Consider the following 25292-nt stretch of genomic DNA (forward strand, 5'->3'; position numbering starts at 1 on the left):
TCAGCGCATGAAAGCCTGAGCCTTTGCTCTGAGCGGATAACTTTTCGAACGGAAACCTCTCAAGTGTTACCCATTCCGGTAGGATTTTTGGGGGAGCCTCTGGCTTTCATCCCTTAAGAATTTGTTTAGATTCAGGTTAGAGAAATGACGAATGCAGCGTGGGTGTTTCCCGGACAGGGATCACAGGCAATTGGCATGGGTGCTGATTTGATTGACCTGCCAGAGGGTAAGGCGCGTTTTGAGCAAGCTGAGGCCATTCTGGGTTGGTCGGTTCCCGAGATTTGCCAGAGCGAGGATGACAAGGTTTCCAAGACCCTCTACACCCAACCCTGCTTGTATGTCATTGAGGCTGTTTTGGTTGATCTGATGCGCCAACGAGGTCATCGGCCTACTGTTGTGGCAGGCCACAGCTTGGGCGAATACGTGGCCCTTTACGCGGCTGGTGTGCTCAGTTTTGAAGCGGGTCTGCAATTGGTCAAGCGTCGGGCTGAACTGATGGACACTGCCTCTGAGGGGGCAATGGCTGCCCTCATTGGCTTCGATCGAGAGCAATTGGAGCAGCAAATCGCCCAGACCCCCGATGTCGTACTTGCCAACGACAACAACTCCGCTCAGGTTGTGATTTCGGGAACCCCTCAGGCTGTCGATGCTGTAATGGCTAACGTGAAATCAAAGCGGGCCGTAAAACTAAATGTTAGTGGTGCGTTTCACTCGCCACTGATGGCAGATGCCGCGAGCGAATTTCAGCAAATTTTGGATAGCATCTCGTTCCAAGATGCGTCCGTACCTGTACTGTCTAATGTAGATCCAACACCTGCAACCGACGCGTCGGTGCTCAAGGATCGTCTCTCCCAACAAATGACGGGTTCGGTACGGTGGCGCGAAATTTCCCTGCAACTTCCTCAAGAAGGGGTGGAGCAGGTGATCGAGATTGGCCCTGGTAAGGTGCTGACTGGTTTGGTGAAGCGTACCAGTCCTGATTTAGCTTTAGAGAATGTGGGGTCGATCGCTGACCTCGAGCGCCTGAGCGTTTAAACCCTAAATGAGCGTGGGTAGCGCCTGCGTTCATGGCATTTCTTGTTGTACTTAATTGTAGAGTTACCGTGAGCCGCGATCGCGAACCCTGGCCCAGTCTTGCCCTTTACCACCTGTTCAAATGGTCGGTGGTCGCTCCCACGCTGGGTATTTATTTTCGGGGAAAGGTTTACGGCGCTGAGAATGTGCCTCGCAACGGGCCACTGTTGATTGTGGCAAACCATGCCAGCGACTTTGACCCGCCGCTGCTCTCCTGTAGTGTGCGTCGCCCAGTGTCCTACATGGCAAAGGAGGAACTGTTCAAGGTGCCGATATTGAAGCAGGCGATCCGGCTGTACGGAGCTTACCCGGTGAAGCGGGGGTCTGCAGATCGGAGCGCAATTCGGGCTGCGATCGCACAACTTGAAGCAGGCTGGGCGGTTGGTGTGTTTCTCTCGGGTACGCGCACTCCCGATGGCCGTATTTCTGCAGCCAAGCTAGGGGCCGCCATGATTGCTGCCAAAACTCAGACCCCTTTGCTCCCGGTCAGCCTTTGGGGAACTCAGAACATCATCCCCAAAGGAGCCAGGTTTCCCCAACCCGTTCCCCTAACCATTCGCATTGGCGAAGTCATTCCTCCTCCCGTTTCAGGCGAACGAGAAGTCCTGGAAGCGGTAACCCAAAAATGCGTGGAAACGATTCACGGGCTGCATGATCTACAGCGCTGAGAGGCTGTAGATCATGCCAGCAGTTCTCAGTATGGGCCTCAAAGCCAAGAGTTCGCGCCCGTAGGGCGCGAACTCTTGGCTTTGAGGCCCATACTGAGAACTGCTGAGATCATGCAGCAAAACCATCAGGGCTTACGCAAGTTCAGTATATTGAGAGCATTTGTGTCGGGTGTGCTTTGTACACCACACCCGACACAAATGCGTAAGTTCTGACCATTTTATTGGGACAAGAAGAGTGGTGAAGCACAACGCTCCGCCCCACCTGTCTTGAATGGCTGCAGCTATTCAAGACAGGTGGGATAGGGTGAAGTACTAAAAAGGTAAAAGTGTTATGACCAGGCTGGGTGGGTGAGTAGTGAGGCCATGACGCGGACACCTCGGAGTTGATTTGAGAGAGGTAGATGCCCCCGGGGAGCTGATAGATCCCAGATAAATTCTTTAGGATAACGCGTCCATGTGTTGCCGCTCTTCCAGCCAATCATCGGCCATAGCTTGTCCCAATTTTTACCTGTACCGAGCCATAATTCCCGCTGTACTGAAAAGCCGAATTTGCCTTCAGAGTAAACGCGCCAGAGGCGATCGAGGGTCTGCAGGTCTTCGCTGGGAAATTGTTCGACCTCAGTAAAGTAGAGCCAGCCACGTTTTACGGCCGTATCACCTGCCAACTCACACAGCTTTGCCAGCGTGGTACGGTCGGCCTCTTCGAAATCTCGTTGGGCTAACAGCTGAGCAATGGGACGGTAATCAACAGAGGCTTGAGAACGGAGCTCCACAACCCCTTCTACCAAGTGCTTGCCTACAAATGCCTCAGTTTTTGGGGTTTTAGCGGCCACCAGTAATTGATGCACTTTCCCATCTGTAGGAGCTGCGGGCATACCCTGCCGTTCTAGGCACCACTCCATCAGAGCATCCAGACCTGCCTCGCCCTTATCGGCCAGATCCTGAACCAAGCGCAGTTGGTTTTTCTCAGATTCCGACCGTAGCCGGGTTAAAAACTCATTCATAAATTCGGTAGGATTTGGTTCAGCGGCATCATCCTGAGATGTGGTGGGATAGTTTTGCCCAATTTGCCCCTCAACCATGATGACTGTGGATACCTTAGTAACGCGCGAATGAACGACAGGTTAGCAACCTGCCATTCTTCACTTTAGCGGGAAAGGGGAACGTTTCAAGGCTTTCAGGAAGGATTTCTGCCTAGAAGATGCTTGAAACGTTGTTTTTTAGATAGATAGAGGCCAGGAACCAGGGACTACAACTCCGATTCATCAAGGGATTCGGGGGGTTGATAGCCATGCTCAAAAGCATACCGAATCAGCTGTAGACGGTTTTCGAGCCCCAGCTTGCTGAGAATATTGCTGAGGTGCGTTTGTACGGTACGAGGGCTGACAAAGAGGCGATCGCCAATCTGCTTATTGGTATAGCCCTTGATCACTTCCCAAAACACCTTTTCCTCTGCTGGCGTTAGTGGAAGAGGTCGTAGGGCTGTAGGTGGTGCAGGGCTAGGAGTAACCAGAGCGTTTTGCTGCATCAGCCGTACGATCTCTGAGTTGACCCGGCGCGATCGCTCTAACTGGGCTTCAATTTTGGCCACCAGTTCCTTTAACTCGAAAGGCTTGACCAGATAATCATCCGCTCCAGTTTGATGGCCTTCTACCCGGTCTTCCAGTTCCTTACGGCTGGAGAGAAAGATGAAGGGCACCAATTGCCCCATTCGTGTAGCTCGAAGGCGGCGGCAGAATTCTAGCCCATCCATTTCAGGCATCATGACGTCTGACACGACTACATCGGCGGGGTCGCTTTCAAAGATTGTGAGCGCTTCTAACCCCGACCGCGCCTCTTGCACCACATATCCACGATTTTGCAGATAGCGGGTTAAGGCTGTTCGCAATGTTGCGTCATCATCAACAATCAATATCCGTTTCATTCGAGTATCAGCATGGCTCCTGCCGCACTCTGTAGTTAAAACAAAGGGGTGTTAAATCGGCTTGAAAAATATGATTCGCCTTGCGAACCGTCCTCATGTCCATCTATCCCTACATTTCATTGTGTTGGTCTGGAATGGCTATGGGTGGTTTCAAGGTTAAATATTTTCAAAGGGAAGGATATACAATGCCTAACCCGATTGGAATACATACCCCGCAGGCAGGTTATTGTTTGAAACCATAAGCATAACGCAATGGCTGAACAATCGTTCATTTTCCTGTTAACCCATAACCATAGAGCCTGTACTCATGATAAGGAGTGAAGTAAGGCTCCCACTTCTGACTGGTACGCTGAGTTGGAAATCCATTGCCTATGTTTTTGTGTGGGGTGCGAAGCACCCCACACAAAAACATAGGTCGTGTTAGGCCGCAGCCTACTAGGAGTACAGGCTGTGTGGCAGCTACTCTATAAGAGGAATCTTTCTGAACGCAGTCTTACAGCATTTTTCGAACTGAGGGGCGTGGGACGAAGTCTGGCATCCCGCTCAGTTCGAAAAGGGGTATAGATTAGCGGCGAGTTATCTATTCATGACTGTTGTTAATGAACAGCTTGCATTGGATAGGTTCTCTAAATTGAGGGCAGAACATCTGCAATCGGCACCCCTTTGGGGCTATCATGCCTCATGTTCGACGATCCTAATACCTCTTCCCGTCTCGGCTTATGTACGAAAAAATTACGCCTCCCACGCAGGGCTCTCGCATTACCTTTGAAAATAATGAACCTGTAGTGCCGAACGACCCCATTATTCCGTTCATTCGTGGGGATGGGACGGGGGTAGATATTTGGCCTGCGGCACAGCGGGTCTTTGATGCAGCGGTAGAAAAAGCCTACGGGGGCGAACGCCACATCGTCTGGTTTAAGGTCTATGCCGGCGACGAAGCCTGCGACCTCTACGGCACCTATCAATATCTCCCCGAAGATACGTTAGAGGCCATCCGTGAGTTTAAAGTGGCCATTAAAGGACCGCTAACGACCCCCATTGGTGGAGGCATTCGCTCCCTCAATGTAGCTCTGAGACAAATCTTTGACCTGTATGCTTGCGTCCGCCCCTGCAAGTATTACGACGGTACTCCCTCACCCCACAAAACTCCTGAAAAGCTGGATGTTATTGTTTATCGGGAGAACACGGAAGACATCTACTTGGGGATTGAGTGGAAACAGGGAAGTGAGGTGGGCGATCGCCTCATCAAACTGCTTAACGAAGACCTTATCCCTGCCACTCCGGAACACGGTAAGAAGCGCATTCCCCTGGATTCTGGTATTGGTATTAAGCCCATTAGTAAAAAAGGGTCGCAGCGCCTGGTGCGCCGTGCCATTATGCATGCCCTGCGGTTGCCTCAAGAGAAGCAGCAGGTCACCCTGGTGCACAAGGGCAACATTATGAAATACACGGAGGGGGCGTTCCGAGATTGGGGCTATGAGCTAGCCCAGACGGAATTCCGCAACGAGTGTGTGACGGAACGGGAATCCTGGATTCTCAGCAATAAGGAGAAGAATCCCGACATCAGTCTGGAAGATAACGCCCGGATGATTGAGCCGGGGTATGACAACCTGACTGCTGAGAAGAAAGCCCAGGCCTGTGATGAGGTGCAATCTGTGCTGGATGCCATCTGGGAAACCCATGGCAATGGCCAGTGGAAGAACAAGGTGATGGTGAACGATCGCATCGCCGATAGTATCTTCCAGCAAATTCAAACCCGCCCCGATGAGTACTCCATTCTGGCAACGATGAACCTGAATGGGGACTACCTGTCCGATGCGGCAGCGGCGATCGTTGGCGGATTGGGTATGGGGCCTGGGGCAAACATTGGGGACGAAGCTGCCATTTTCGAGGCGACCCACGGTACCGCTCCCAAGCATGCTGGGTTAGATCGGATTAACCCCGGTTCGGTCATCCTTTCGGGCGTAATGATGCTGGAGTACATGGGCTGGCAGGAAGCCGCAGACCTGATTAAAAAAGGGATTGCCGCAGCTATTTCCAATCGGGAAGTCACCTATGACCTGGCACGCCTGATGGAGCCTCCGGTTGAGCCACCATTGAAGTGCTCGGAGTTCGCTGAAGCTATTATCCGTCACTTCTAGGGCATTCGTTTTCCCAGGAGGGTAGGCGCGAAGCATTCAGTAGAATTTACCGGGAAGCTGGAATGGTCTACTGAATGCTTTCCCCTGACAAGGGTTAGCACTCTATCTCTTCTGCTGTACAGCAATTCTCATTTTGAAATCAGGCCCGAGAACCGCGCGCCAAAGGCGCGCGGTTCTCGGGCATCAAAGCCAAGAGTTCACGCCCGTAGGGCGTGAACTCTTGGCTTTGATGCCCATACTGAGAATTGCTGTCTGCTGTATTTATTCATATCCCACGAAGACTAAAGCCGATATAGTGAAACATGGCCCGCGCGCTTCATCATTTGGGCCTGATTCACCCTTTATCTGGAGCTAAGAACTATGGAATATAGCGGCTCAATTATTCCCCCTCGAGGTAGCAACCCCGTCGAAGCTTTTCTATCGCCGCCGCAGGAATCTCTCCTGATTGATTCCTCGTTATCGAGCATCAAACCTCAAACCCATACAACCATTTTGGGAAGCTCCGTCTTTCACACCAACGATCATCAGACCCCCCTGCCAACCTTTCTTCCCCCATCTGCCCCCTCCCGCTCGGATGTGCCTCATGTCTCGATTTTGCCAGAGGGCAGTATTGCCCAGGGCATTCCACCCCAGAGCCACACATCAATTCTGACACCAGGGCTGTATGCTCCTATTCCTCCCCAAAAATTGCCCAATCTAGTGAGGCCTATGCCAAGCAAGCATTAGGACCGCCTCAAGAGTTGTTTTGCGTGCGTGAATTGTACGAAAAACAACCCTTCTGAGTAGCTTTCAAGTACGCCTTAGCACTAAAACTGATCAATACAGATTGTGCGTGGTGCGTCGTACCGCGCACAATCTGTTTGGGTCTTTAGAAGGGATTAAGACACATGGGTGACCACCTCGACAGGCGCGGTTTTTTGAAGTTTGGGGCTGGAGTCGTGGTGGGAGCGCTCGCCACAGCCTCTACGGATCAGATTATCGATGCAACCTCAGGGTTGGAACGTTCTCTTCGCGATCGCGATTTTAGCGTTGAAGGTTCTCAGTCACTTCAGGCCCGAGCTCGGGACAAGAATCTCATCTTTGGTGCATCCACTACCGCTCGTCCCATCCGGGAAGATGCGGTCTATGCCCAGCGGTTTGCCCAGGAGTGCGCCATGCTGGTGCCTGCCAATGAGCTGAAGTGGCAGGCTTTACGTCCAACCCCCACAACTTATAACTATGAGCGGGGCGATCGCCTGATTCACTTTGCCCAGAAACACAACATGATGCTGCGCGGTCATACCCTGGTGTGGCACCAGGGTTTACCGCCCTGGTTTAAGGACACTGTTCATGCCAATAATGCTGAGCGGTTTATGGCAGACCATATCCAGACCGTGGTATCACGATATGCCGGGCAAATGCATTCGTGGGATGTGGTGAATGAGGCGATCGCTCCGGGGCAGGGGCAAGCGCGGGGACTTCGCAATACACCCTGGCTCCGGTTAATGGGTGAAAGCTATATCGAAAAAGCATTTCGGCTAGCCCATGAGGCTGATCCAAAAGCCTTGCTGTTCTACAACGACTTCAATCTAGATTTTGCTAACCCCAAGGATGAGAAAAAGCGGGTTGCAGTCCTGCAATTAATCGAACGTTTGTTGGATAAGGGAGTTCCTATCCATGGTTTGGGGACCCAGGCTCACTTGAATGCAGCCAAGTTGCAGCAAATTCATGCTGGCAAGCTACGGCAGTATTTTGGCCGCATTGCTCGTTTAGGCTTGAAAGTTATGGTGACAGAGCTGGATGTAATTGACCAGCAGTTACCCCGAGATATTGATTTACGCGATCGCTACGTCGCGGCTACCTATGAAGACTATTTGACGATCCTGCTACAGGAAGCAGCTGTTATTGGGGTGATTACCTGGGGATTAAGCGATCGCTACACCTGGTTGTCTGGGGAAAAACCTCGCCGAGACGGTCTCCCGGTACGGCCCCTTCCCTACGACCAGAACCATCGGCCAAAACTTGCCTGGAATGCCATTGCGCGGGCGATCGCCCAGGCCCCCCCTCGCCAGGTCTCCCAGTCGTAATATAGCGCTGTGCACGTTGATTAAGTGCGGTGGTGTGGGGCACTTCGTGCCCCACACCACCGTTGCTGTACTTAACGCACTTGCACATTGCTATATCTTCAGGACTGATGCAATGTTGCGTGTGGTGTATTTGCACACCACACGCAACATTGCATCAGTCCTCATTTATCGAGATGCACGGTACAGCAGGAAAAGCCCTGCACTGAAAGCGAAAAGGTTGGGGAACCAGGCTCCAAAGCTTGGCGGAATGACTCCAACCTGGGCGATCGCCCCCGTCAAGAATGCAATTAAATAATAGGCGAAGAGCAGCACAATACTGACTGCAAAAGCTGTTGCCCGGCCCGTACGACGCAGTTGTGCCCCAAGGGCCGCTCCGACAAGCCCAAAGGCGATGCAGGTGAAGGGCAAGGCGTACTTTTGTTGGATGCGGACCTCTAATTCCCGGATTTTGTCAACGTCACCGCTCTGTTTCATTACGTCAAGGTAATCCAAGGATTGGGCAATGTTCATCTCGCCGTAATCACGGGATTCTGTCGCCAGATCCAAGGGGCCTCGAGGAATTTGAAGCGTTTGCTGCTTAAATTTGATGATGTTTCGGAACGAACCGTCTGGAGAAACGGCATAGATCGTCCCATCCTGAAAATTCCAAACACTGGTCTCAGGGTCCCAAACGGCCGTTTTCGCACTGATAATCTGGCTGAGTTCACCTCGGGAGAAATCCAGGATTGTCAGTCCCCTCATCTGTTGGCCGTCGAACTCTTTGGCGTAAAAGAGGCGAGACATCATTTCGCCCTCTCGACCATTGGGACGCAGCACTTTATCAAATTCTTGATAAAGAATATCTTCTTCGCGAAAATTGCGATCAGCGCGATCTAAAGCTCGGTTGAGGGTCGTTTTCGCCCGGTAATTCGCAGCAGGTACCAGGTTTTCGTTGAAGAGGAATAACAGACCCGTCAGCAGCACGCAAAACACCATGACCGGGATGATCATGCGGTAGACCGTTACACCACAGCTTTTAAGTGCGACTAATTCGCTATCGCTGGAGAGGCGGCTGAAGGTGAGTAGAGCCGAGAGCAGCGCTGATGTGGGGAAGGAATAGGCGATGAACTGGGGAATGTTCAGCAACATTACCTGCATCGCGTCTGTAATCGGCAACCCCTTATCAATGACCTGGTTAACCAGGTAAAACAGGTTACCGAGGGAGACTCCAAGAGCAGTAAAGATGCCGACTCCAAACAGAAAGGGAACCAGCAATTCGCTAAATAAATAGCGATCCATCACGGAGATGCGGAAGAGGCGATCGCTCCAGGACAACGGTTGCGGCGAGTTAGAAATGCTGGTAGCCATAACAAAAAGTTTTGAATGTGCGAACCGTTAAACTTGAAACGCCTCTCCCAGGTAATACTGTCGTACCAGGGGGTTGCGATAGAGTTCCTGGGTGGTACCGTAGGCAAGAATTTGGCCGTCGCGCATGATATAAGCACGATCGGTAATCGCCAGGGTTTCCCGGACATTGTGGTCGGTAATCAAAATGCCCATTTGGCGATCGCGTAACCGGGCGATGATCGTTTGAATCTCGGCAACGGCAATCGGATCAACTCCAGCAAAGGGCTCATCCAGCAGCAAAAATTTGGGACCGTCAGGACCCGAGGCCAAAGCCCGGGCAATTTCGGTACGGCGACGCTCTCCACCGGAAACACGGCTACTGAGGGTATCGGCCACCTTTTCTAAACGAAATTCTTTGAGCAATTTGTACAGGCGATCGCCCTGCTCATCTCGGGGAACTTGAGTTTGCTGCAACACCAGTAGGATATTGTCTCGCACGGTCAAGTTGCGAAAGACACTGGGTTCTTGTGCTAAATAGCCGATGCCTAGACGAGCCCGTTCAGGCATTGGCAGCGAGGTAATATCTTGATTGTTGAGGGAAACACGCCCGGTATCCGGCCTTTCGATACCCGTCACCATATAGAAAGTGGTGGTCTTTCCGGCTCCGTTTGGCCCCAATAGCCCAACGATTTCTCCCTGCGCGACCGACAGATTGACCCGGCTCACGACTGCTCGCTTGCCGTAGGATTTATGGATATTTTCCAGCTGGATCTTCAAGGGCGTACCCCAGTCATACGGTGCCAAGACTGTCTTTGTGATTTTACCAGCAGGTTGGCCCCGGCGACCTGAACAGGTGTTTTGTCAATCGCTAGACTTCAAAAATATTGAGGGGCCGAAGACCTCTCAAGATTTTTAAAGAAGCTAGGGATTGCTCGTCGGCCCCTTAAAATCTGGTTTTGGATTGAAGCCATCGGCCGGGGGAGCAGCGGCACCTGGAACCGTCTCCGGCAGGGTGTTATCTGGCACCAGGTAAATGGTTTCGACCTGTTCACCCTGGTCGGGGAAGGCCACAAATCGCCCTTCATCTAGCAGGTATGTAATGGCTTCTCCGCGCATACTGTTGCCTGCTTGCAGCACATAAACATCGCCTGTGAGTACAATGCGACGCTCTCGGCTGAAGTATTGTGCCTGCACAGCGGTAGCTTGCATTTGGCGGGCAGGATAGAAGATGCGCACATTACCTCGAGCTGTGACGACCCCTGTGATGGAGTTCGCTTCCTGGATGTCAGATTCCAGGCGCAGGGGTTGACGAGCTTCGGGATCAACGGCCGGGGCAGTCTGGGCGATCGCCTCCGACAATTTCGCGGGCATGAACCCAACTCCCACAACGGTAGTCAGCGTAGCTATCGCGAGCCCGGCAGCGCAGCGACGACGAAATAGTTGAGCCATAGGGAACGGAGACTTCATAGAAGAACTCGAAGAGAAGCCAGACCGAATATTGGACGATGAAATGCGTTCTGAATCCGTCAGAATCGCGTTTTCATCATACACTGATTCTCTTTACGAGGCGGACAGGTGAGATCCCGGACGTTAGACAATGGCCTTGGGTTCCAGGGAAGCTCACGGCCTCATATCAAATCTCAAAAACCTTTTTAACCGAAGTTTGGGTGAAAGGCTTTTTCGATGTGTACTTAGGCTTATCCCAAAGTGAGTTTCAATTAAATCGGAAGGGAGGGAAGTGTTCTAGACGGTGGATGGGATGTGGAAGGGGCACGAAATGTCCCTTCCACACCCCATCCATACGTTTGAAACAGACTGAAAGGAATTTAGGAGATTTCTGAGAAACAATTTCCCCATTATTTGGAAAAAAGGCGCGGCTTCGCCGCGCCTTTTTTCCAAATAATGGGGAAGTTCTTATCTGGAAATCTCCTTAGTGTTCTAGGGCAGGTGAGGTGTCACCCTGAGCTGCTCGGGTAACCCTGGGCAGAGAAACCTCAGAATGCTTCCCTGCAAGCAGGCTCTGCCAGAACTCTGGTAGGCTCTCCGGCGGCAGGGATTGCAGCACCACAAGCAAGCCATAGCCCGTCTCCAAAAGGCTTTCTACATCCACATCAGCATAATCGGGTTGATAGGGTCTCAGCCTCTTCATGCCCTCCCCGAGAAGAATGGCTGCCCCCCGGCCATTGCCATTGCCCAGGTGATACAGAGCTACAGCCATTTGTAGAATGCCCTGGTAGAAAGTGCGGTGTGGTTCTGACGCTTCCATCCAAATAGCCTCAAGGGTATCGTGGCAGGCGTAATACTCGCCCTGATTGAACTCGTCGATACCTTGCCAAAATTCGACTGGGATGGGGTCATCCATGCTGCGATGTCTCCAGAACTATGGACCTCTGCTTTCCAATTATCTCAGTTCATCTAAAGTGTCATGGTTCAAACCTGTGGATAGGGTGTGGTGAAAGGGGCATAACGGCTCCCTTCACCACACCCTATCCACAGCTCTAGAACACTACCCCAATGAAATGTAGAGTAAAGACAATTGGTTAGGTTTGAGCCTGGAAGTGCTTTATCGGTTTGCTTCCAACATCTTAACGGTAAAAGAATGGGGTCTACTCCCCCTATCCCAGGAGGTTCGTAATGCGACAAACACAATGGATCTGGAACATTCTTTTGGTGGGGTTGGTTGCCCTGGTATGGATTGGGGGAGTCCTACCTGAAGCGGCAGTGGCGCTCGCCAGCCCCGCTAACCAGAACATGGTGACTGATGTAACCGTTCACCTGGGTACTGAAGCTGGAGACCTCAAATTTGTACCCGACCACCTGGAGTTTTCAGCAGGTAAGCGTTATCGCCTGACCCTCGATAACCCCAGTTCTCTGAAGCACTATTTCACCTCGAAGGACTTTGCTGACGGTATCTGGACCCAGAAAGTCGAAGCAGGCAACGTAGAAGTGAAAGGGGCAATCCATGAACTGGAACTGAAGCCAGGTGCCGTGGCAGAATGGGTGTTTGTGCCCTTGAAAGCTGGCACCTATCAGCTGAAGTGTACCGTTGCAGGACACGCTGAAGGTGGCATGGTGGGCGAGCTTGCGATCGCCCCCTAATCTTGCAAGGGGTGGTTCTGTACGCTGCGTAGCGCCACTCTTGCTGATCGTCAGCGGATTCGGAATAACTTGCGTTACTTTAAAAATGGGCCGGTTTAACTTTGCCATCCCACCAAAAATTGCCCACCCTACCTGTACTGACACTCCACCCCCTGTCTGCTATTACCCATGAATTTCCTCACCAATCTGCTTTCCCTGCCCACACCACCGCCCCGTGTTACCAACCAGGGCCGCCGTATCGAAATTAAAAATGCTGAGGAAATCGCTATCATGCGGCAGTCAGGCCGCATCGTTGCGACTGTGTTAAACGAGATCGCGGCGATGGTGGAGCCGGGTATGACCACAGCAGATCTGGATGCTCATGCTGAGCATCGCATTCGCGAGATGGGAGCAACCCCAAGTTTCAAGGGATATCATGGCTTTCCGGGGTCTATTTGTTCCAGTATTAACAATGAAGTCGTGCATGGTATTCCCAACCGCCGCAAGGTAATTCGCAAAGGGGATGTGCTCAAGGTCGATACCGGCGCTTACTTCCAGGGCTTTCATGGTGATTCTTGCATCACGATTGCAGTCGGTGAAGTTTCAAAGCCAGCGGCAGAACTGATTAAGGTAGCGGAAGAAGCCTTATACAAAGGCATTGAGCAGGTGAAGCCCGGTAATACCCTGATGGATATTGCTGGGGCGATCGAGGATTATGTCAAACCCACAGGTCTCCATATCGTGGAGGACTACACCGGACATGGTGTTGGGCGCAATCTGCACGAAGAACCTTCGGTGTTCAATTACCGCACCAAGGAGCTGCCCAATGTGAAGCTGAAACCGGGCATGACTCTGGCGATTGAGCCGATTGTCAATGTGGGCAGTAAGTTTACCAAGACCTTGAGCGATCGCTGGACCGTGGTAACGGTCGATCGCTCCCTCTCAGCCCAGTTTGAACATACGGTTCTGGTGACCGCAACGGGTTATGAAATTCTGACCGATCGCACTCAGCTATAGTCGTTCTATTCATACAAAATACTGAGAGCATTTGTGCCGGGTGTGGTGTACGAAGTACACCACACCCGGCACAAATATGTAAGTTCTCTTACAGTCGGCCTGTCAGCCGATACACCTCTTCAGCGACTCGCTTTAAGCGCCGCAATTGCGCGTGCATATCTTGCTGTGTCCATCGAGCTGCAAAGGTATTGAAACCGAAGCGAACAACGGGGTTCGGAATTTTGAACTCGAAGCGGTTGACCAGCCGAGTTCCCTGCTCATTAGGCTGACACTCCCAGCGATCGCGCCCTTCAAAGAATCCTGAAAACTGCCACACCACCAGACCTGGTTCCCGTTCCACCACCGTGCTGATCAGTGCCGGATGCACTAGCGGCACCTGAATCACAAAGCGGCTTTTGCTGTCCAGTTCGGTAGACCAGGTTCCCAGAGCTTCACACCGCAGCGCAGGATTTAACCAGCGGTGCATCAATGTCAGATCGGTAAAGCACTGCTCCACTGACGTCGCACTCGCATTGACTTGAATGGACTGCTCAAACACCTGATAGCTGGCCATCCGCTTACGACTCCTACTGCCGACCTTGGCGCGGCTCGTTTTCCAGCGGCGCGTCCGAGGGATGCCGACGTTGTAAATCCAGCTTTGTCCGTAGTTCATCTTTAATCCGACTGAGAATGGAGGCTTCGTCCAGAGAATCCAGGATGGTCTTGACCACCGTTTTAGGGCCTTCAGGTCCCCAAGATGCACCGTTTCCCAGGTAAACCTTGGCTACTTGGCCAATAGCGTAGGTCGAAACCCCAGCTACTGCGGCCTGCGTTAAGGCCACTGAGACATAGGGAGCTAGAGACAGCCCGCCTGTGGCAGGAGCTGCTGCTCCCAGTAAACTCTTCAGGGATCCTAATCCCAGGGTAACGAACAGTTCACTGAATGTGACACCCCCCAGGCCAATGGCGATGGTTTTCAACAGCGAAGTGGCACCTCTTTGAGTCATGGGTAACCCATAGAGGTTCGATAGTGCCAGAATCATCGCTACGTCGATAACGGCACTACTCACGACATCAACCAGCATGATGGGGTTGAGGGCGATCGCTACCGCCTTTGCCATAACGCTGTTCCAGATCACCTGGTTAGCACTGCGATCGCGAATCTCCAATTTGCGCTGTACCAGACGGTCGTTCACATCGTTTGCAAACAACATCGAGTTCAACGCTACCAGGGATTTTCCTTCTCGATGGAGAACCTCCAAAATTTTGAGCTTGACGGTATCTACTTGAGCCTCTCCCCGCTGCATCTGCATTGCCAGGGTGCCGTCGGGCCGACGTACGCCTGTCGCGACCATGGGGGCCGCCGAGGCCATGACGATCTCATCAGGAGACAGCAGTTCTCGCACCCGCTCATCCCGAATCTTCTCGTAAATCGCCAGCCGATCGGCATCGGGGTACTGGTCAATTTTGTTGAATACCAATAGCATCGGTTTACTAGCCTGCCGTAACTGTGACAGTGCCTCGTATTCCACTCGGGTCATATCGCCCGACACCACAAACAGAATGAGATCGGCTTGACGGGCTACCTGATGGGCCAAAAACTCTCGGGTCTCTCCATCCACCTCATCAATACCGGGGGTGTCGATAACCTGGATCTGAGAGCCGCCTGCACCCGTTAAAGAGACACGCACGATGGGGCGATCGCTTCCTGCAAGCGCTTCCTTCTGCACCGTCCAGTTCGCCGTTTCTACGCCTTGGGTTACTCCATGAATTGGCCCTGTTCTAAAGACGGGCTGTCCAATCAAGGCGTTGAGCAGGGAGGATTTACCCCGCCCTACCATCCCAAAGACGGCAATATTCACAACCTGGTGTTCTAGTTTCTCCAACAGGTTTTGTAGGCTATGGATGTCTGGCTCCAGGCCGCTACGCTCGCGTGCCGTCAAATCTAAATTATTGACCAGATCTCGTAGAGCATTACGAGCGCGTTCGTAGTGCAGGTTCGATTGAATATCGCGGAAATCGCCAAGGATCGACTCCAGGTCCCGATCGATCGCTGTGGCATCAGGGGGAGAGTTAAAGCGCCCAGTCTGCTTCTCTGGCTCGGGTATCGATGCCGAAAAACTCACAACCCTATCCTCCCGGCGACGTGAACACTCAAAGAGTGGTTTCTATCAGCACACATTAACCGTAGAACCCACTCTTTAAGCCTATCGTCTAATGCATTGCTTCTGGGGTCGTAGAACCCGTACAGAATTAGGTTGTAAAGCAGAGAAACGCCGATCATCCGGTCCCTATATCTAGCCTTTGTCGCATTTAATTAGGGCATTAGGGGCAAGTGGGAGAACTGCTCTCACTTGCTCCCCAAATTTCCTAACTAAATGCGACACTAGAGCATGTTTTAAAACTGACTAAAAGGGTCATTTTTTGTGCGCCAAGCGCACGAAAAATGACTTTAAAACAGCCTCTAGTAATAAGACAATGCCCCCCATCAATCTGGAGGGCTACGGAGGAGTGCGATCGCCTAAAAGCAGATCTCATCCAGGTAGACCATGGGCTGATGAGGGGCACCGAGAACAAGCAGCTAGAGATTAACGATAACGACGCTTGCGACGAGCCATTACCGCTTTACGCTTACGCTTTTCGAGCGGCGTTTCAAAATGACGATGGCTCTTTACATCGGCCAGGATTCCAGCCTTGGAAACCTGACGCTTAAACCGACGCAATGCAGATTCGATCCCCTCGTTTTCTCCTAAGACCACTTGGGTCATGCGAAACACTCCTTGACAATGGACTCTAAGATTGTGGACTTTTTTCAGAATAGCGGATACAAAACCTAAAATAACGATTTTCCGTCAACACCCCGCTGCTCTATCGACAGAAACACATCGAACCAGAATAACCTTACACATTTTACCGGATCTCATCCGGTTCAAACGACCCTGAATGTCGCGCCTGCAATAGATTTTGCTGTAGGTCTTTATAAGTTCAGCCTGCCTAGTGATCTGTCAATGTTTAAGTGTGAGGTTACCCCTCACTTCAACATTAAATTTAGGAAATTTAAGGAGTTTTTGGGGGGTTGTAGGCCTCTCAAAAATTCCTTGACAGAGTACTAATAAAAATCCGAGAAAAGCACAAAGCCTTCCTCGGATTTCTCAGTAAACAAGCTTTCAATACTTAACGAATAAAAGACAAATCGATGGAACCAAAGTTTGCACTTAGAGCGAGATGCAAATTCTCCATAGCCATCACGAGCCACTGCACCATATCCCGCGTGTGCTCTTCGTAATGGGAGAATAGAATCGAGAAACGCCGCTCTAAAACGGGCTTCACCTTGCGGCACAGCAGGACGATCTTGAGCAGAATTCCTGTGGTAAGGATAGGGCCAAGGTTTGTCAGCAAATCCACAAACACAAAGTGATTAGGGGACTGGAAGCTTTCTACCACCAGGAAGTTAAAAAGCTGACTACAGGTTCGCACCATGAGGAAATCATTCAGCTTCTGGTTATTGCTGTCGGGCAGAATGGAATCCAGATGTGTGCTCAGTTGCTTGTTAAACTTGCGGCGCCCGTAATCCCCTCCCACCGAAACAGTGATGTAGTCGTACAAATCATCTTTGAAGTTGCGGAAGGTCTGATTGTGCGTACTCTGCACCAGGAAACTATGGGCAATGTCTTTGTAGGAGCGGGAACCGTCTACCCGGCCTACATAATGCTTGATAGCCTGCTTAAACTCTTGCTCACTCAGTAATGTCGGGTTTGCGACTGGCTGAATGATCCGGGGAGAAGGAGTGGTTAGAACGCGAGAAACGGCTTCAGACTGAGCCCGGCGCACCTGATAAGTGACGTATTGGGACAAGTCAATTTCGAATTTCCGCTGCATCTCAACCTGAATTTGCCGCACTGTACTCTGATGCTCAGAGGTGGCATCCTCGCTGAGCAGACAGTGCTCATAGAGGTAAGGGTAGCGGCGAATCAGAGTACCCAGGGTACGATTCGTAGGGGTTGCTTCGGCAGCCTGAGAGAGCACCTCGGCTAGACGATGGAGCGTATGATACTGTTCAGTTTCGGTGAATTGTCGAATTAAATCGCGCTGACGTTTAAAGGATCTGGCGCGAGTCCGGGTGCTGACATAAGCTGAGGTAGAACTCACCTCAAACAGTTCCATTAGCTTAGGAATGGCCATCTGGTGCGAGTGATTGGCCTGCCAACGGTTCACTAAAATGTGGCAGCAACGATTGAGTACGAAGCGAAACTCGTCGGCGGCTGCACGCGATCCTACAACCCGTTCCAGAGACGCCATGATCTCAGGATCAGGATAGTTTGTTCCCTCAATGAAGAGAGAGCGGAATCGCTCCAGCATTTCCTCGGGCGTTTCCTTATCAATCCAGTGGAGCAGATGGTCGTAGATCCGCTGCTCATCGGGAGTTATGTGTCGATGTAGTCTTCCACTTACTGCTGCTGTCACCTCAGCACTCCCCTCTGTCCTAAATGAGTAACCTTCTTTATCCGTTAACCAACTGATAGATCACATCAACCTTGCTCTATGCCGTGTGGTTTTCCTCGCGATCGCTCCTAAATTCAATTTCGACTTCACACCATCTCATAGTTCACCTCTTTACACAAGGCTTTTTGTGACACCGAAAATGAATAAAGGAGCCACCGCCAACACACAACTGTGATGGTAGGGCACATTGCTGAATCTGTTATGTATCCAATAGTACGTGAGCTCCGATCAAGCCCATGTGATCAAAGTCACCAGGCCCTTAAATTTTTGATGAAGTTGGCAAAATAACCGTTGTGGAGCAACGACTTAAACCTACATCGTTCCCCTACGGTTGTATCCGGTAATTCTGCTGACTTTCGGCACCCTTTGCATACCCCGTACCTACACTGAAACTCAGGTAGATACCTCAATCATTTTGTAAGGAACAGGGCTGATGCCAATCTACTATGCCGGGTGAATTGAAATTAGGCGTGATGGGCGAAACCCTCTATCTTGGTAGTTCATTCAGTTTTGTTGCCACTTCAGGGAGTTAGGGCTCAACCCTTTGCGTTCCTGCGGCACAGCAAAACTGAACATACTCATAACTCCCCTGTATAAGGCTTGAGAAGGATGGAAGGGGCAGCAAAATCTGGGTTGAAACGTGATGCAACGATAGAGGTTGAACATTTAGAAAGCCTATTAAAATGGTAGGTTTAATTAATCATAAAATCCCCAAAAGCTTTGCTACTCAGTTGGCAGACGGCACAGCTTCTAGGGATTTTATGATTAATGAGTTGGGCTATTGATAGTAACCCTGAATGTTTTTGAAAGTTGAAATAAACCGTACTCATTTCAACCTTCAAAAACATTTTAAGAGCTGCACAGGAATGCAATATTTCCTCAAACTTGCAGTCGGTTATCCCGACTAAAAATGTTTTCGAGGAAGATGCGCTTTCCATTCCTCGCCAATGAACTCAATTGAGCAGCAATTCTCAGTATGGGTTTCAAAGCTAAGAGTTCGTGCCCGTCGGGCACGAACTCTTAGCTTTGAAACCCGAAAATAGCCCGCCTTCGACGGGCTATTTTCGGGTTGGATATCAAAATGAGAATTGCTGCCAATTTAGGTAGAGAGCACAGGAGCGCCATGCAAAACGGTATGATGACTGCTGATCTAATGGGCGAATCTTGAACATGGGTTGTCGGTGTTTGCTTTCGCAAGTCGTGAATGTTCTGGCGGCACGGGTGAGCGAGGGGGGATTGCCCCGCGAACAAACTATTCAGGGGGTGACAACGGATAGTCGTGTTGTACCTCCTGGGTCACTGTTCGTGGCATTGCGGGGCGATCGCTTTGACGGCCATGCCTTTGTTCGGACGGCTCTAGAGCAAGGAGCGATCGCTGCTGTTGTTTCAGAACCCGTTCCGGGCATTGAAGATCTGCCTGTCCTGCAGGTTCCCGATACTCTGGTGGCTTATCAAACTCTGGGGCGTTGGTGGCGGGAGCAATTTCCCGGCCCTGTGATTGCAGTTACAGGTTCTGTTGGCAAAACCACGACCAAGGAAATGATTGCGGCAGTTTTGGGAACTTGCGGCTCTGTCCTTAAAACACAGGCCAATTTCAACAACGAAATTGGTGTTCCCAAAACCTTGCTGGAGCTAGATCCTGAGGTTCATCAATTTGCTGTGGTGGAAATGGGAATGCGGGCCAGTGGAGAAATTGCTCTCTTGACCCAGATTGCCCGTCCTGACATTGCGGTCATTACCAATGTCGGTACGGCCCATATTGGCCGTCTGGGCTCAGAGCAGGCGATCGCTCAGGCCAAGTGCGAACTGCTGGAGCAGCTTCCTGAAACAGGGATTGCGGTTTTGAACCATGACAATGCCCGGTTGATCAGTACGGCAGCCAAGGTTTGGAGCGGAAAAACCCTTACCTATGGCTTGGAAGGCGGTGACATTCAGGGCCACCTGCTCAATGCTCAAACCCTTCAAGTTGAAGGCTTGACGTTTCCTTTGCCTCTGCCCGGGCGACATAATGCGCTTAACTTCCTGGCAGGCCTAACCGTAGCTCGCATTGTGGGCATTGATTGGGAACCTCTTACCCAGGGAATAACCGTGGAATTACCGAAAGGGCGTGCTCAGCGATACAGTCTTCCCGGGGATGTGGTGATTTTGGATGAAACCTACAACGCGGGAGTGGAATCCATGTTGGCTGCTCTCCATTTGCTGGCAGAAACGCCAGGTCAGCGACGCATTGCAGTATTGGGCACGATGAAAGAACTGGGAGAGCGATCGCCCGAACTCCACCACCGCGTCGGTGCTGCTGTACGCCAGCTGAAGCTCGATCGTTTGCTGGTCCTGGCTGACCCCGCTGAGCAGGAAGCTTTAATGTCTGGGGCCGCTCCAGTGCCTGCAGAAGCATTTGAAAGTCATGAAACTCTGGCACAACGGCTCAGCGCGTTGGTGCAGCCTGGTGATCGCCTCCTTTTTAAGGCATCCCGTTCGATGGAATTGGATAAGGTGGTGTCTCAGGTTGTGGCTCGCTTGGGGGATGCCCCAGCCTGATGTAAAGGATGCTCCTGGAATGAGACTACTGTGTTTGAGTAATGGCCATGGCGAGGATGCGATCGCCGTGCGAGTCTTGCAAGCTCTTCAGGCTCTTGGGCAAAAGGAACTCGTAGCGCTGCCGATCGTAGGGGAGGGAAGTACCTACGAGCGAGCTGGTATTCCGATTGTCGGGACCGTCAAAGCAATGCCCTCTGGTGGCTTTGTTTATATGGATGGGCGGCAACTAGCCCGAGATCTAAGGGGTGGACTCGTACAATTGACTCTGGCCCAAATCCGTACTGTGCGCCAATGGGCTGCCGATGGGGGGCATATTTTGGCGGTGGGCGATATTGTCCCTCTCATGTTTGCCTGGGCCAGTGGGGCATCTTATAGCTTTATAGGCACGGCAAAGTCGGAATATTATCTCCGGGATGAATCGGGAGTGCTAACGCGGCGCACCTGGTTTGAGCAGATGGAAAGCTGGTCAGGATCTGTCTATTTACCTTGGGATCGATGGTTTATGGCCCATTCTCGGTGTCGGGCTGTTTTCCCTCGCGATCATCTGACTGCCGATACCCTAAAACGCTGGTCCATGCCCGTATTTGATTTAGGCAACCCAATGATGGATGGTCTGGACACCGATAGCCCTCAGCCATCCTGGGAAACGGAGCCGATCACGATTGCGTTATTGCCTGGATCCCGCCATCCCGAAGCCTATGAAAACTGGAAGCTGATACTTCAGAAGATCCAGAGCTTGGTGGAGGAAGCGGAGCCGATAGAGTTCGTGGGAGCGATCGCCCCCAGTCTTTCGCTCGAACCCCTGGTTATGGCTCTACTCCAGCAAGGCTGGCAGAAGACTGCTCCCCAAACCTTTACCCAGAAACACCACTCCCTACGATTAACCCAGACCGAATTTGCAGACACCTTACAGCGGGCACACCTGGCGATCGCAATGGCCGGTACCGCCACTGAACAAGCTGTTGGTCTTGGAAAACCTGTGATTACTTTTCCGGGCCAAGGTCCGCAATTCACTCCTGCCTTTGCAGAAGCCCAGACTCGCCTCCTGGGTTCCTCCATCCTTTATTTACAGGGTTCTACATCCCTGACAGAAACCATTCGCACCCTACGGCACGACAAGAACTATCGTCACCAAATTGCCTTAAATGGCCGTCGCCGTATGGGTACTCCGGGAGCCGCTGCCCGCATTGCTGCTTGCTTACTCGACTTGCTCTAACCAGTTCAAGAAGGGCGTGGAAAAGCTATGCCCCTGTCCAGTTGGTCAAGCAATACCCGGATCGCAGAACTTGAGAATGAAAGAAGAACTGTCCAATCTGGCTAACAATCTGAAAATCTAACCTTTAGCAGTACTTCAATCTACTTCAAACCCCGTAGACGCGGAGTAGCCCAATATGGCTGCTACAAAATTCCTGGGTCAAGGCGAGTTGGTGGCGATCGCCCCAACTGGAAGTAGGATAATTTGCTCTCTAACTAAATCTCCGCTAACGCTTAACACTCGCTGCAAGCACACCTGAAATGCTCAAAACAAACCCCCAAAGCCACATTTTTGGTAATAGAAAAAAACACTTGAGTTAACATTGGGCGTCGAACGCCTCTAGCGGCTTCAACCCTGCAAAATCATCATTCGCTACCCCTGTACTGCCAACACCCATGCACGTAATCCAGCGTTTTCACAGCTTAAGCCTGGCGTTAACCCTGACCCTACTGGGATGGGTTGTTTCACCGCCCAAGGCCCAGGCCCAACGTACCTCCTTCTGCCAGCTCACAAGCCAACAAGTAACCCAGAAGGATCAGCTACGACAACGAGGTCTAGAGGGCGATCGCGACAGTCTTAACCAATACCGACGTCTTGTTCGCCAACATGCCGAACAATTGGAAGATTGTCGAGACGAAACCTGGCCCCAAAACCAAGCGGTGTGGTTGCGGCTCTACCCCTGCGATGCTCGTCCTGGGGAGATGGAACGCGTTCTGGATCGTATTGTGAGCAAAGGCTATAACCAGGTTTACATTGAAGTCTTCGGATCTGGACAAGTGTTGTTGCCAAGCGGCGATAATCCAACCGTGTGGCCTGCGGTATTACGCGAATCAGGCTATGAGCGGCGGGATTTGATGGCAGAGGCGATCGCCAAAGGTCATGAACGAGGGCTCAAGGTTTACGCCTGGATGTTCAGCATGAATTTTGGTTATTCCTACTTGCAACGGCCAGGCGCATCCCAGGCTTTAGCTTATAACGGCTACGGCCAGACGAGTTTGGAAGCTGCTCGCTCAGCCGGTGTCAACACGGATGGCAGCATCCATAGCGAAGAAGTTTTTGTCGACCCTTACAGTGCTCAAGCTCGAACAGATTACGCAACACTCGTGCAAGCTGTCCTACGCCGCCAGCCCGACGGTATCTTGTTCGATTACATTCGCTACTTACGAGGATCCGGAGCGTCGTCCGTAGCCAGCCGAGTACAGGATTTGTGGATTTATGGCCCATCCGCCCAGCAATCCTTCTTGCAGCGAGCGATGAACCAGAGTGGCCAGGATGCTATGCGCCGATTTCTTCAGCAGGGTTACATTACCTTGCAGGATGCTATCGATCTGCAAGCTATTTATCCCCAAGAACCTCAGCCCCTATGGCAAAGTCTTAACCCCGATCCCGCCTTTGCTCTGGCTTCTCCTGAGGAGCGGAGTCCTTACTTACAACAGGGTTTGTGGCGGTTGGCGATCGCCCACGCCTATCAAGGTGTGATCGACTTTCTCACGCAAGCTGCTGCTCCAGCCCAACAACGGGGTATTCCAGCCGGTGCGGTATTTTTCCCGGAAGGCAATCAAGTTGTAGGACAAAACGGCCTGGATTCAAGGCTCCAACCCTGGGATCGGTTTCCACAATCCCTAGAATTGCATCCCATGTCCTATGCCACCTGTGGCAATACAACCTGCATTGTGAGCCAGGTGCAACGGGTTGTTGCCCAGGCATCTAGCTCGTCTCAGGTCAAGCCTGTCCTCGCTGGAAACTGGGGACAATCCATGAGCGGCCGGCCGTCTTTGGAAGCACAAATGCTAGCTATTCGCCAGGCGGCTCCTCAGATCCAAACTGTCAGCCACTTCGCTTTTTCCTGGCAAGAACCCCAACTGGATCGGGAACGGAAATTCTGTCAGCTACGCTGAGTTTCTAGAATTAACTTCAGCATCTCTAAAAAGAGTTAATTAACTCGTTTCTCAGGAGGATTCTGTATGGCCGAGGCTGGTGCCGCCAAAAGGAGGATGCTGAACCCCAAGTTGCGACCTAAACTGAAGAGCAAAGGTCCGTCTCTGGGTGGAGAATTTAGGAGCATTTCCTCTAAACACCCTACCTTAGATAGGTATTGCGCTTCATTGGTTTCGAAGGGAGAGATTGCGTATGGCAGAAACAGTCACTCAAACGTGCCCGGTGTGCCAAGTTAAAATCGTGCCCTGCGGTGTCATGGGCGATCGCGTTGAGTTTGCCTTCGGGGCGCCCAGTACGCGGGATGTATTGTGGCAACGGGTTTGTCGCCATACTCAAAAAAACGGTTGTATCAATAAAGGAACTGGTAATACGGCTCTCTAAATTCTGAAAGCAAAGCCAGTTATTCGTTGGCGAAATTTACTGTAATCCCTAAGCCAGAACTAGAGGCGAGGGCGCGGTAAACTTTATATAAGAAAACGTCTATTGATCAGTCGTTCATTTAGGACACGGCATTGTTTCCTGAGAAGCGATCGCCGCCTTAACCGTTTATGATCCCTACATGTTCCATATCAGAATTGCAAAAATTCGTAGTTCTGCTGAATAACCAGTGGTTTTTGCTAGCCCAGAAGCAGGAGAGCGAGTAGTGAAGCGGTTTTAATACCTGTTAATGAAGATGTTGGGCGCTCGAAGCTGTTAATAGAAAATGGCCCAAATCTTAAAGGTTATCTGCTTCATAAGCTCCTGTTTTATCAGCAAAAATTTAGGCGGATGGTATGGAAAAGTTATTATTCGAAGACCGCGAGACTATTCGCGCTCAAGCAATTTTTCTTGGGGAAAAGCTTGATCTTCATTCCCTAGCGCAAACGGAATATCTAGCCAAAAAGCCGTTAGTTGTATCTGCTGGGCAACAGGGATATGCCGTTCTTTTTGACTACGGGGCTGTGGTTATGTTTGGGCTTGAACCCATTCAGGAAGCCTCATTCCTTACCCATTTACGGCCCTTAATTGTAAGCCCGTTTAAGACGCCTGAAACGGAAGAAGTTACATTGAAGTTAGTGGCTGCTGGAGCAGGACAGGCTGACAACGGCGTCATTTACCTGCAGAGTCTTTCCATTGAATCTCTACAAATTGTGGCAGATGTGCTAGCCAAAAGCGTCGTTTTAGCCCAATACGAAGAAGGTACTGCCAAAGTCTTCGACAAAGTTGAGCCTGTTGCGAACGAACTTGCCTTCTCTACTAAAACAGAGCGTTGGGGCAAAGAACTCTTGCGGCAATTGGGAACTACCCTTGCCATTCAACACAAGATTGTAGGCCGTGTTGAGATTATCGATAAACCCGATCTCCTCTGGGATTCTCCTGAGCTAGATCGGTTACACCGCCGTTTGGAAGATGAGTATGAAATCCGTGAACGACATACGACTTTGGAGCGGAAACTCCAACTCATTTCAACCACTGCTGAAACCGTGCTAGACCTCCTGCAACACAACAGCAGCCTACGTGTTGAGTGGTATGTCGTAACCCTCATCGTGATTGAAATTATGCTGTCGCTATTTGATCTATTCCTTCAAGTTTCCTAGTACGCTGAGGCGGAAATCCATCACCTATGTTTTGTGTGGGGTGCTTCGCACCCCACACAAAACATAGGTTGCGAACTTAGGCCGCAGCCTACTAGTGGGTCATTTGACTCGAATATCGCCATTTTTTATAGGCGGCTGTCAAGATAGTAGGGAACCCTTGGGTGCCCTGCTATGACCCGTCGCCAAAAACATCCCCTGCGTGATCTGA

Annotated in this window: 22 protein-coding genes; 12 read left to right on the forward strand and 10 right to left on the reverse strand. The window is 51.3% G+C overall.

Annotated features, from left to right (window positions below; genetic code table 11):
• The first annotated feature begins 144 nt into the window (after positions 1–144).
• Complete coding sequence (gene fabD / locus H6F91_RS13565; protein ID WP_190772471.1) at positions 145–1035, forward strand: ACP S-malonyltransferase; 891 nt, start codon at positions 145–147, stop codon at positions 1033–1035.
• 32 nt (positions 1036–1067) lie between these two features.
• Positions 1068–1742, forward strand: coding sequence for a lysophospholipid acyltransferase family protein (locus H6F91_RS13570; RefSeq protein ID WP_190772472.1), 675 nt, complete (start codon positions 1068–1070; stop codon positions 1740–1742).
• Positions 1743–2071: 329 nt separating this feature from the next.
• Here H6F91_RS13570 and H6F91_RS13575 read toward each other — a convergent pair whose 3' ends face one another.
• Positions 2072–2746, reverse strand: a complete 675-nt coding sequence (locus H6F91_RS13575; protein WP_190774705.1) for a GUN4 domain-containing protein — start codon at positions 2744–2746, stop codon at positions 2072–2074.
• Between the two features lie 245 nt (positions 2747–2991).
• Positions 2992–3666 (reverse strand): response regulator transcription factor, encoded by a 675-nt coding sequence (locus tag H6F91_RS13580; protein WP_190774699.1) that lies wholly within the window; start codon positions 3664–3666, stop codon positions 2992–2994.
• Between the two features lie 719 nt (positions 3667–4385).
• On the opposite strand from H6F91_RS13580, the gene H6F91_RS13585 reads away from it, so the two are divergent.
• The 3 genes from H6F91_RS13585 (at position 4386) to H6F91_RS13595 (ending at position 7873) form a co-directional block, all read left to right on the forward strand.
• Entirely contained in the window at positions 4386–5807 is a 1422-nt protein-coding gene (locus H6F91_RS13585; protein WP_190774700.1) for an NADP-dependent isocitrate dehydrogenase, read from the forward strand.
• A gap of 360 nt (positions 5808–6167) precedes the next feature.
• The gene (locus H6F91_RS13590) at positions 6168–6533 is read left to right on the forward strand and encodes a hypothetical protein (RefSeq protein WP_190774701.1); all 366 of its coding nucleotides are present in this window, start codon (positions 6168–6170) and stop codon (positions 6531–6533) included.
• 161 nt (positions 6534–6694) lie between these two features.
• Positions 6695–7873, forward strand: a complete 1179-nt coding sequence (locus H6F91_RS13595) for an endo-1,4-beta-xylanase (RefSeq protein ID WP_190774702.1) — start codon at positions 6695–6697, stop codon at positions 7871–7873.
• 165 nt (positions 7874–8038) lie between these two features.
• Here H6F91_RS13595 and H6F91_RS13600 read toward each other — a convergent pair whose 3' ends face one another.
• The 4 genes from H6F91_RS13600 to H6F91_RS13615 all read right to left on the reverse strand — a co-directional run bounded on the left by H6F91_RS13600 (position 8039) and on the right by H6F91_RS13615 (position 11561).
• Complete coding sequence (locus tag H6F91_RS13600; RefSeq protein ID WP_190774703.1) at positions 8039–9220, reverse strand: LptF/LptG family permease; 1182 nt, start codon at positions 9218–9220, stop codon at positions 8039–8041.
• Between the two features lie 27 nt (positions 9221–9247).
• Positions 9248–9976 carry an LPS export ABC transporter ATP-binding protein gene (gene lptB / locus H6F91_RS13605; RefSeq protein ID WP_190774704.1) on the reverse strand — a complete coding sequence of 243 codons (729 nt, stop codon included), beginning with the start codon at positions 9974–9976 and terminating at the stop codon, positions 9248–9250.
• A 144-nt stretch (positions 9977–10120) separates the two neighbouring features.
• The gene (locus tag H6F91_RS13610) at positions 10121–10666 is read right to left on the reverse strand and encodes an LptA/OstA family protein (RefSeq protein ID WP_242035779.1); all 546 of its coding nucleotides are present in this window, start codon (positions 10664–10666) and stop codon (positions 10121–10123) included.
• 463 nt (positions 10667–11129) lie between these two features.
• A complete protein-coding gene (locus H6F91_RS13615; protein ID WP_190775612.1) occupies positions 11130–11561 on the reverse strand; it encodes a DUF309 domain-containing protein in 432 nt (143 codons plus the stop codon).
• Between the two features lie 272 nt (positions 11562–11833).
• Here H6F91_RS13615 and H6F91_RS13620 point away from each other — a divergent pair, with 272 nt between their 5' ends.
• Both H6F91_RS13620 and map read left to right on the forward strand, forming a co-directional pair.
• Positions 11834–12298, forward strand: a complete 465-nt coding sequence (locus tag H6F91_RS13620; RefSeq protein ID WP_190775611.1) for a cupredoxin domain-containing protein — start codon at positions 11834–11836, stop codon at positions 12296–12298.
• Positions 12299–12466: 168 nt separating this feature from the next.
• The gene (gene map / locus H6F91_RS13625) at positions 12467–13294 is read left to right on the forward strand and encodes a type I methionyl aminopeptidase (protein ID WP_190789384.1); all 828 of its coding nucleotides are present in this window, start codon (positions 12467–12469) and stop codon (positions 13292–13294) included.
• 88 nt (positions 13295–13382) lie between these two features.
• On the opposite strand, the gene H6F91_RS13630 is transcribed toward map, so the two are convergent.
• The 4 genes from H6F91_RS13630 to H6F91_RS13645 all read right to left on the reverse strand — a co-directional run bounded on the left by H6F91_RS13630 (position 13383) and on the right by H6F91_RS13645 (position 17737).
• A complete protein-coding gene (locus H6F91_RS13630) occupies positions 13383–13847 on the reverse strand; it encodes an SRPBCC family protein (protein WP_190775609.1) in 465 nt (154 codons plus the stop codon).
• Between the two features lie 13 nt (positions 13848–13860).
• The gene (locus H6F91_RS13635; RefSeq protein WP_190775619.1) at positions 13861–15381 is read right to left on the reverse strand and encodes a DUF697 domain-containing protein; all 1521 of its coding nucleotides are present in this window, start codon (positions 15379–15381) and stop codon (positions 13861–13863) included.
• Between the two features lie 480 nt (positions 15382–15861).
• Positions 15862–16041 (reverse strand): 30S ribosomal protein S21, encoded by a 180-nt coding sequence (gene rpsU, locus H6F91_RS13640; protein ID WP_190775608.1) that lies wholly within the window; start codon positions 16039–16041, stop codon positions 15862–15864.
• Positions 16042–16447: 406 nt separating this feature from the next.
• The gene (locus H6F91_RS13645; protein ID WP_190775607.1) at positions 16448–17737 is read right to left on the reverse strand and encodes a hypothetical protein; all 1290 of its coding nucleotides are present in this window, start codon (positions 17735–17737) and stop codon (positions 16448–16450) included.
• Between the two features lie 1209 nt (positions 17738–18946).
• Here H6F91_RS13645 and murF point away from each other — a divergent pair.
• From murF to H6F91_RS13670, 5 genes are all read left to right on the forward strand, one after another.
• On the forward strand, positions 18947–20314 hold the full coding sequence (gene murF, locus H6F91_RS13650) for a UDP-N-acetylmuramoyl-tripeptide--D-alanyl-D-alanine ligase (protein ID WP_190775606.1): 1368 nt from the start codon (positions 18947–18949) through the stop codon (positions 20312–20314).
• Positions 20315–20333: 19 nt separating this feature from the next.
• Positions 20334–21530 (forward strand): lipid-A-disaccharide synthase-related protein, encoded by a 1197-nt coding sequence (locus tag H6F91_RS13655; RefSeq protein ID WP_190775605.1) that lies wholly within the window; start codon positions 20334–20336, stop codon positions 21528–21530.
• A 434-nt stretch (positions 21531–21964) separates the two neighbouring features.
• The gene (locus tag H6F91_RS13660) at positions 21965–23467 is read left to right on the forward strand and encodes a family 10 glycosylhydrolase (protein WP_190775604.1); all 1503 of its coding nucleotides are present in this window, start codon (positions 21965–21967) and stop codon (positions 23465–23467) included.
• A gap of 232 nt (positions 23468–23699) precedes the next feature.
• Positions 23700–23888: a hypothetical protein gene (locus tag H6F91_RS13665; RefSeq protein WP_190775603.1), complete on the forward strand. Its 189-nt coding sequence runs from the start codon at positions 23700–23702 to the stop codon at positions 23886–23888.
• 392 nt (positions 23889–24280) lie between these two features.
• Positions 24281–25084 (forward strand): RMD1 family protein, encoded by an 804-nt coding sequence (locus H6F91_RS13670; protein WP_190775602.1) that lies wholly within the window; start codon positions 24281–24283, stop codon positions 25082–25084.
• The last annotated feature ends 208 nt before the right edge of the window (positions 25085–25292 follow it).

Source organism: Leptolyngbya sp. FACHB-8 (genome assembly GCF_014695575.1).
GTDB lineage: Bacteria > Cyanobacteriota > Cyanobacteriia > Elainellales > Elainellaceae > Vacuolonema.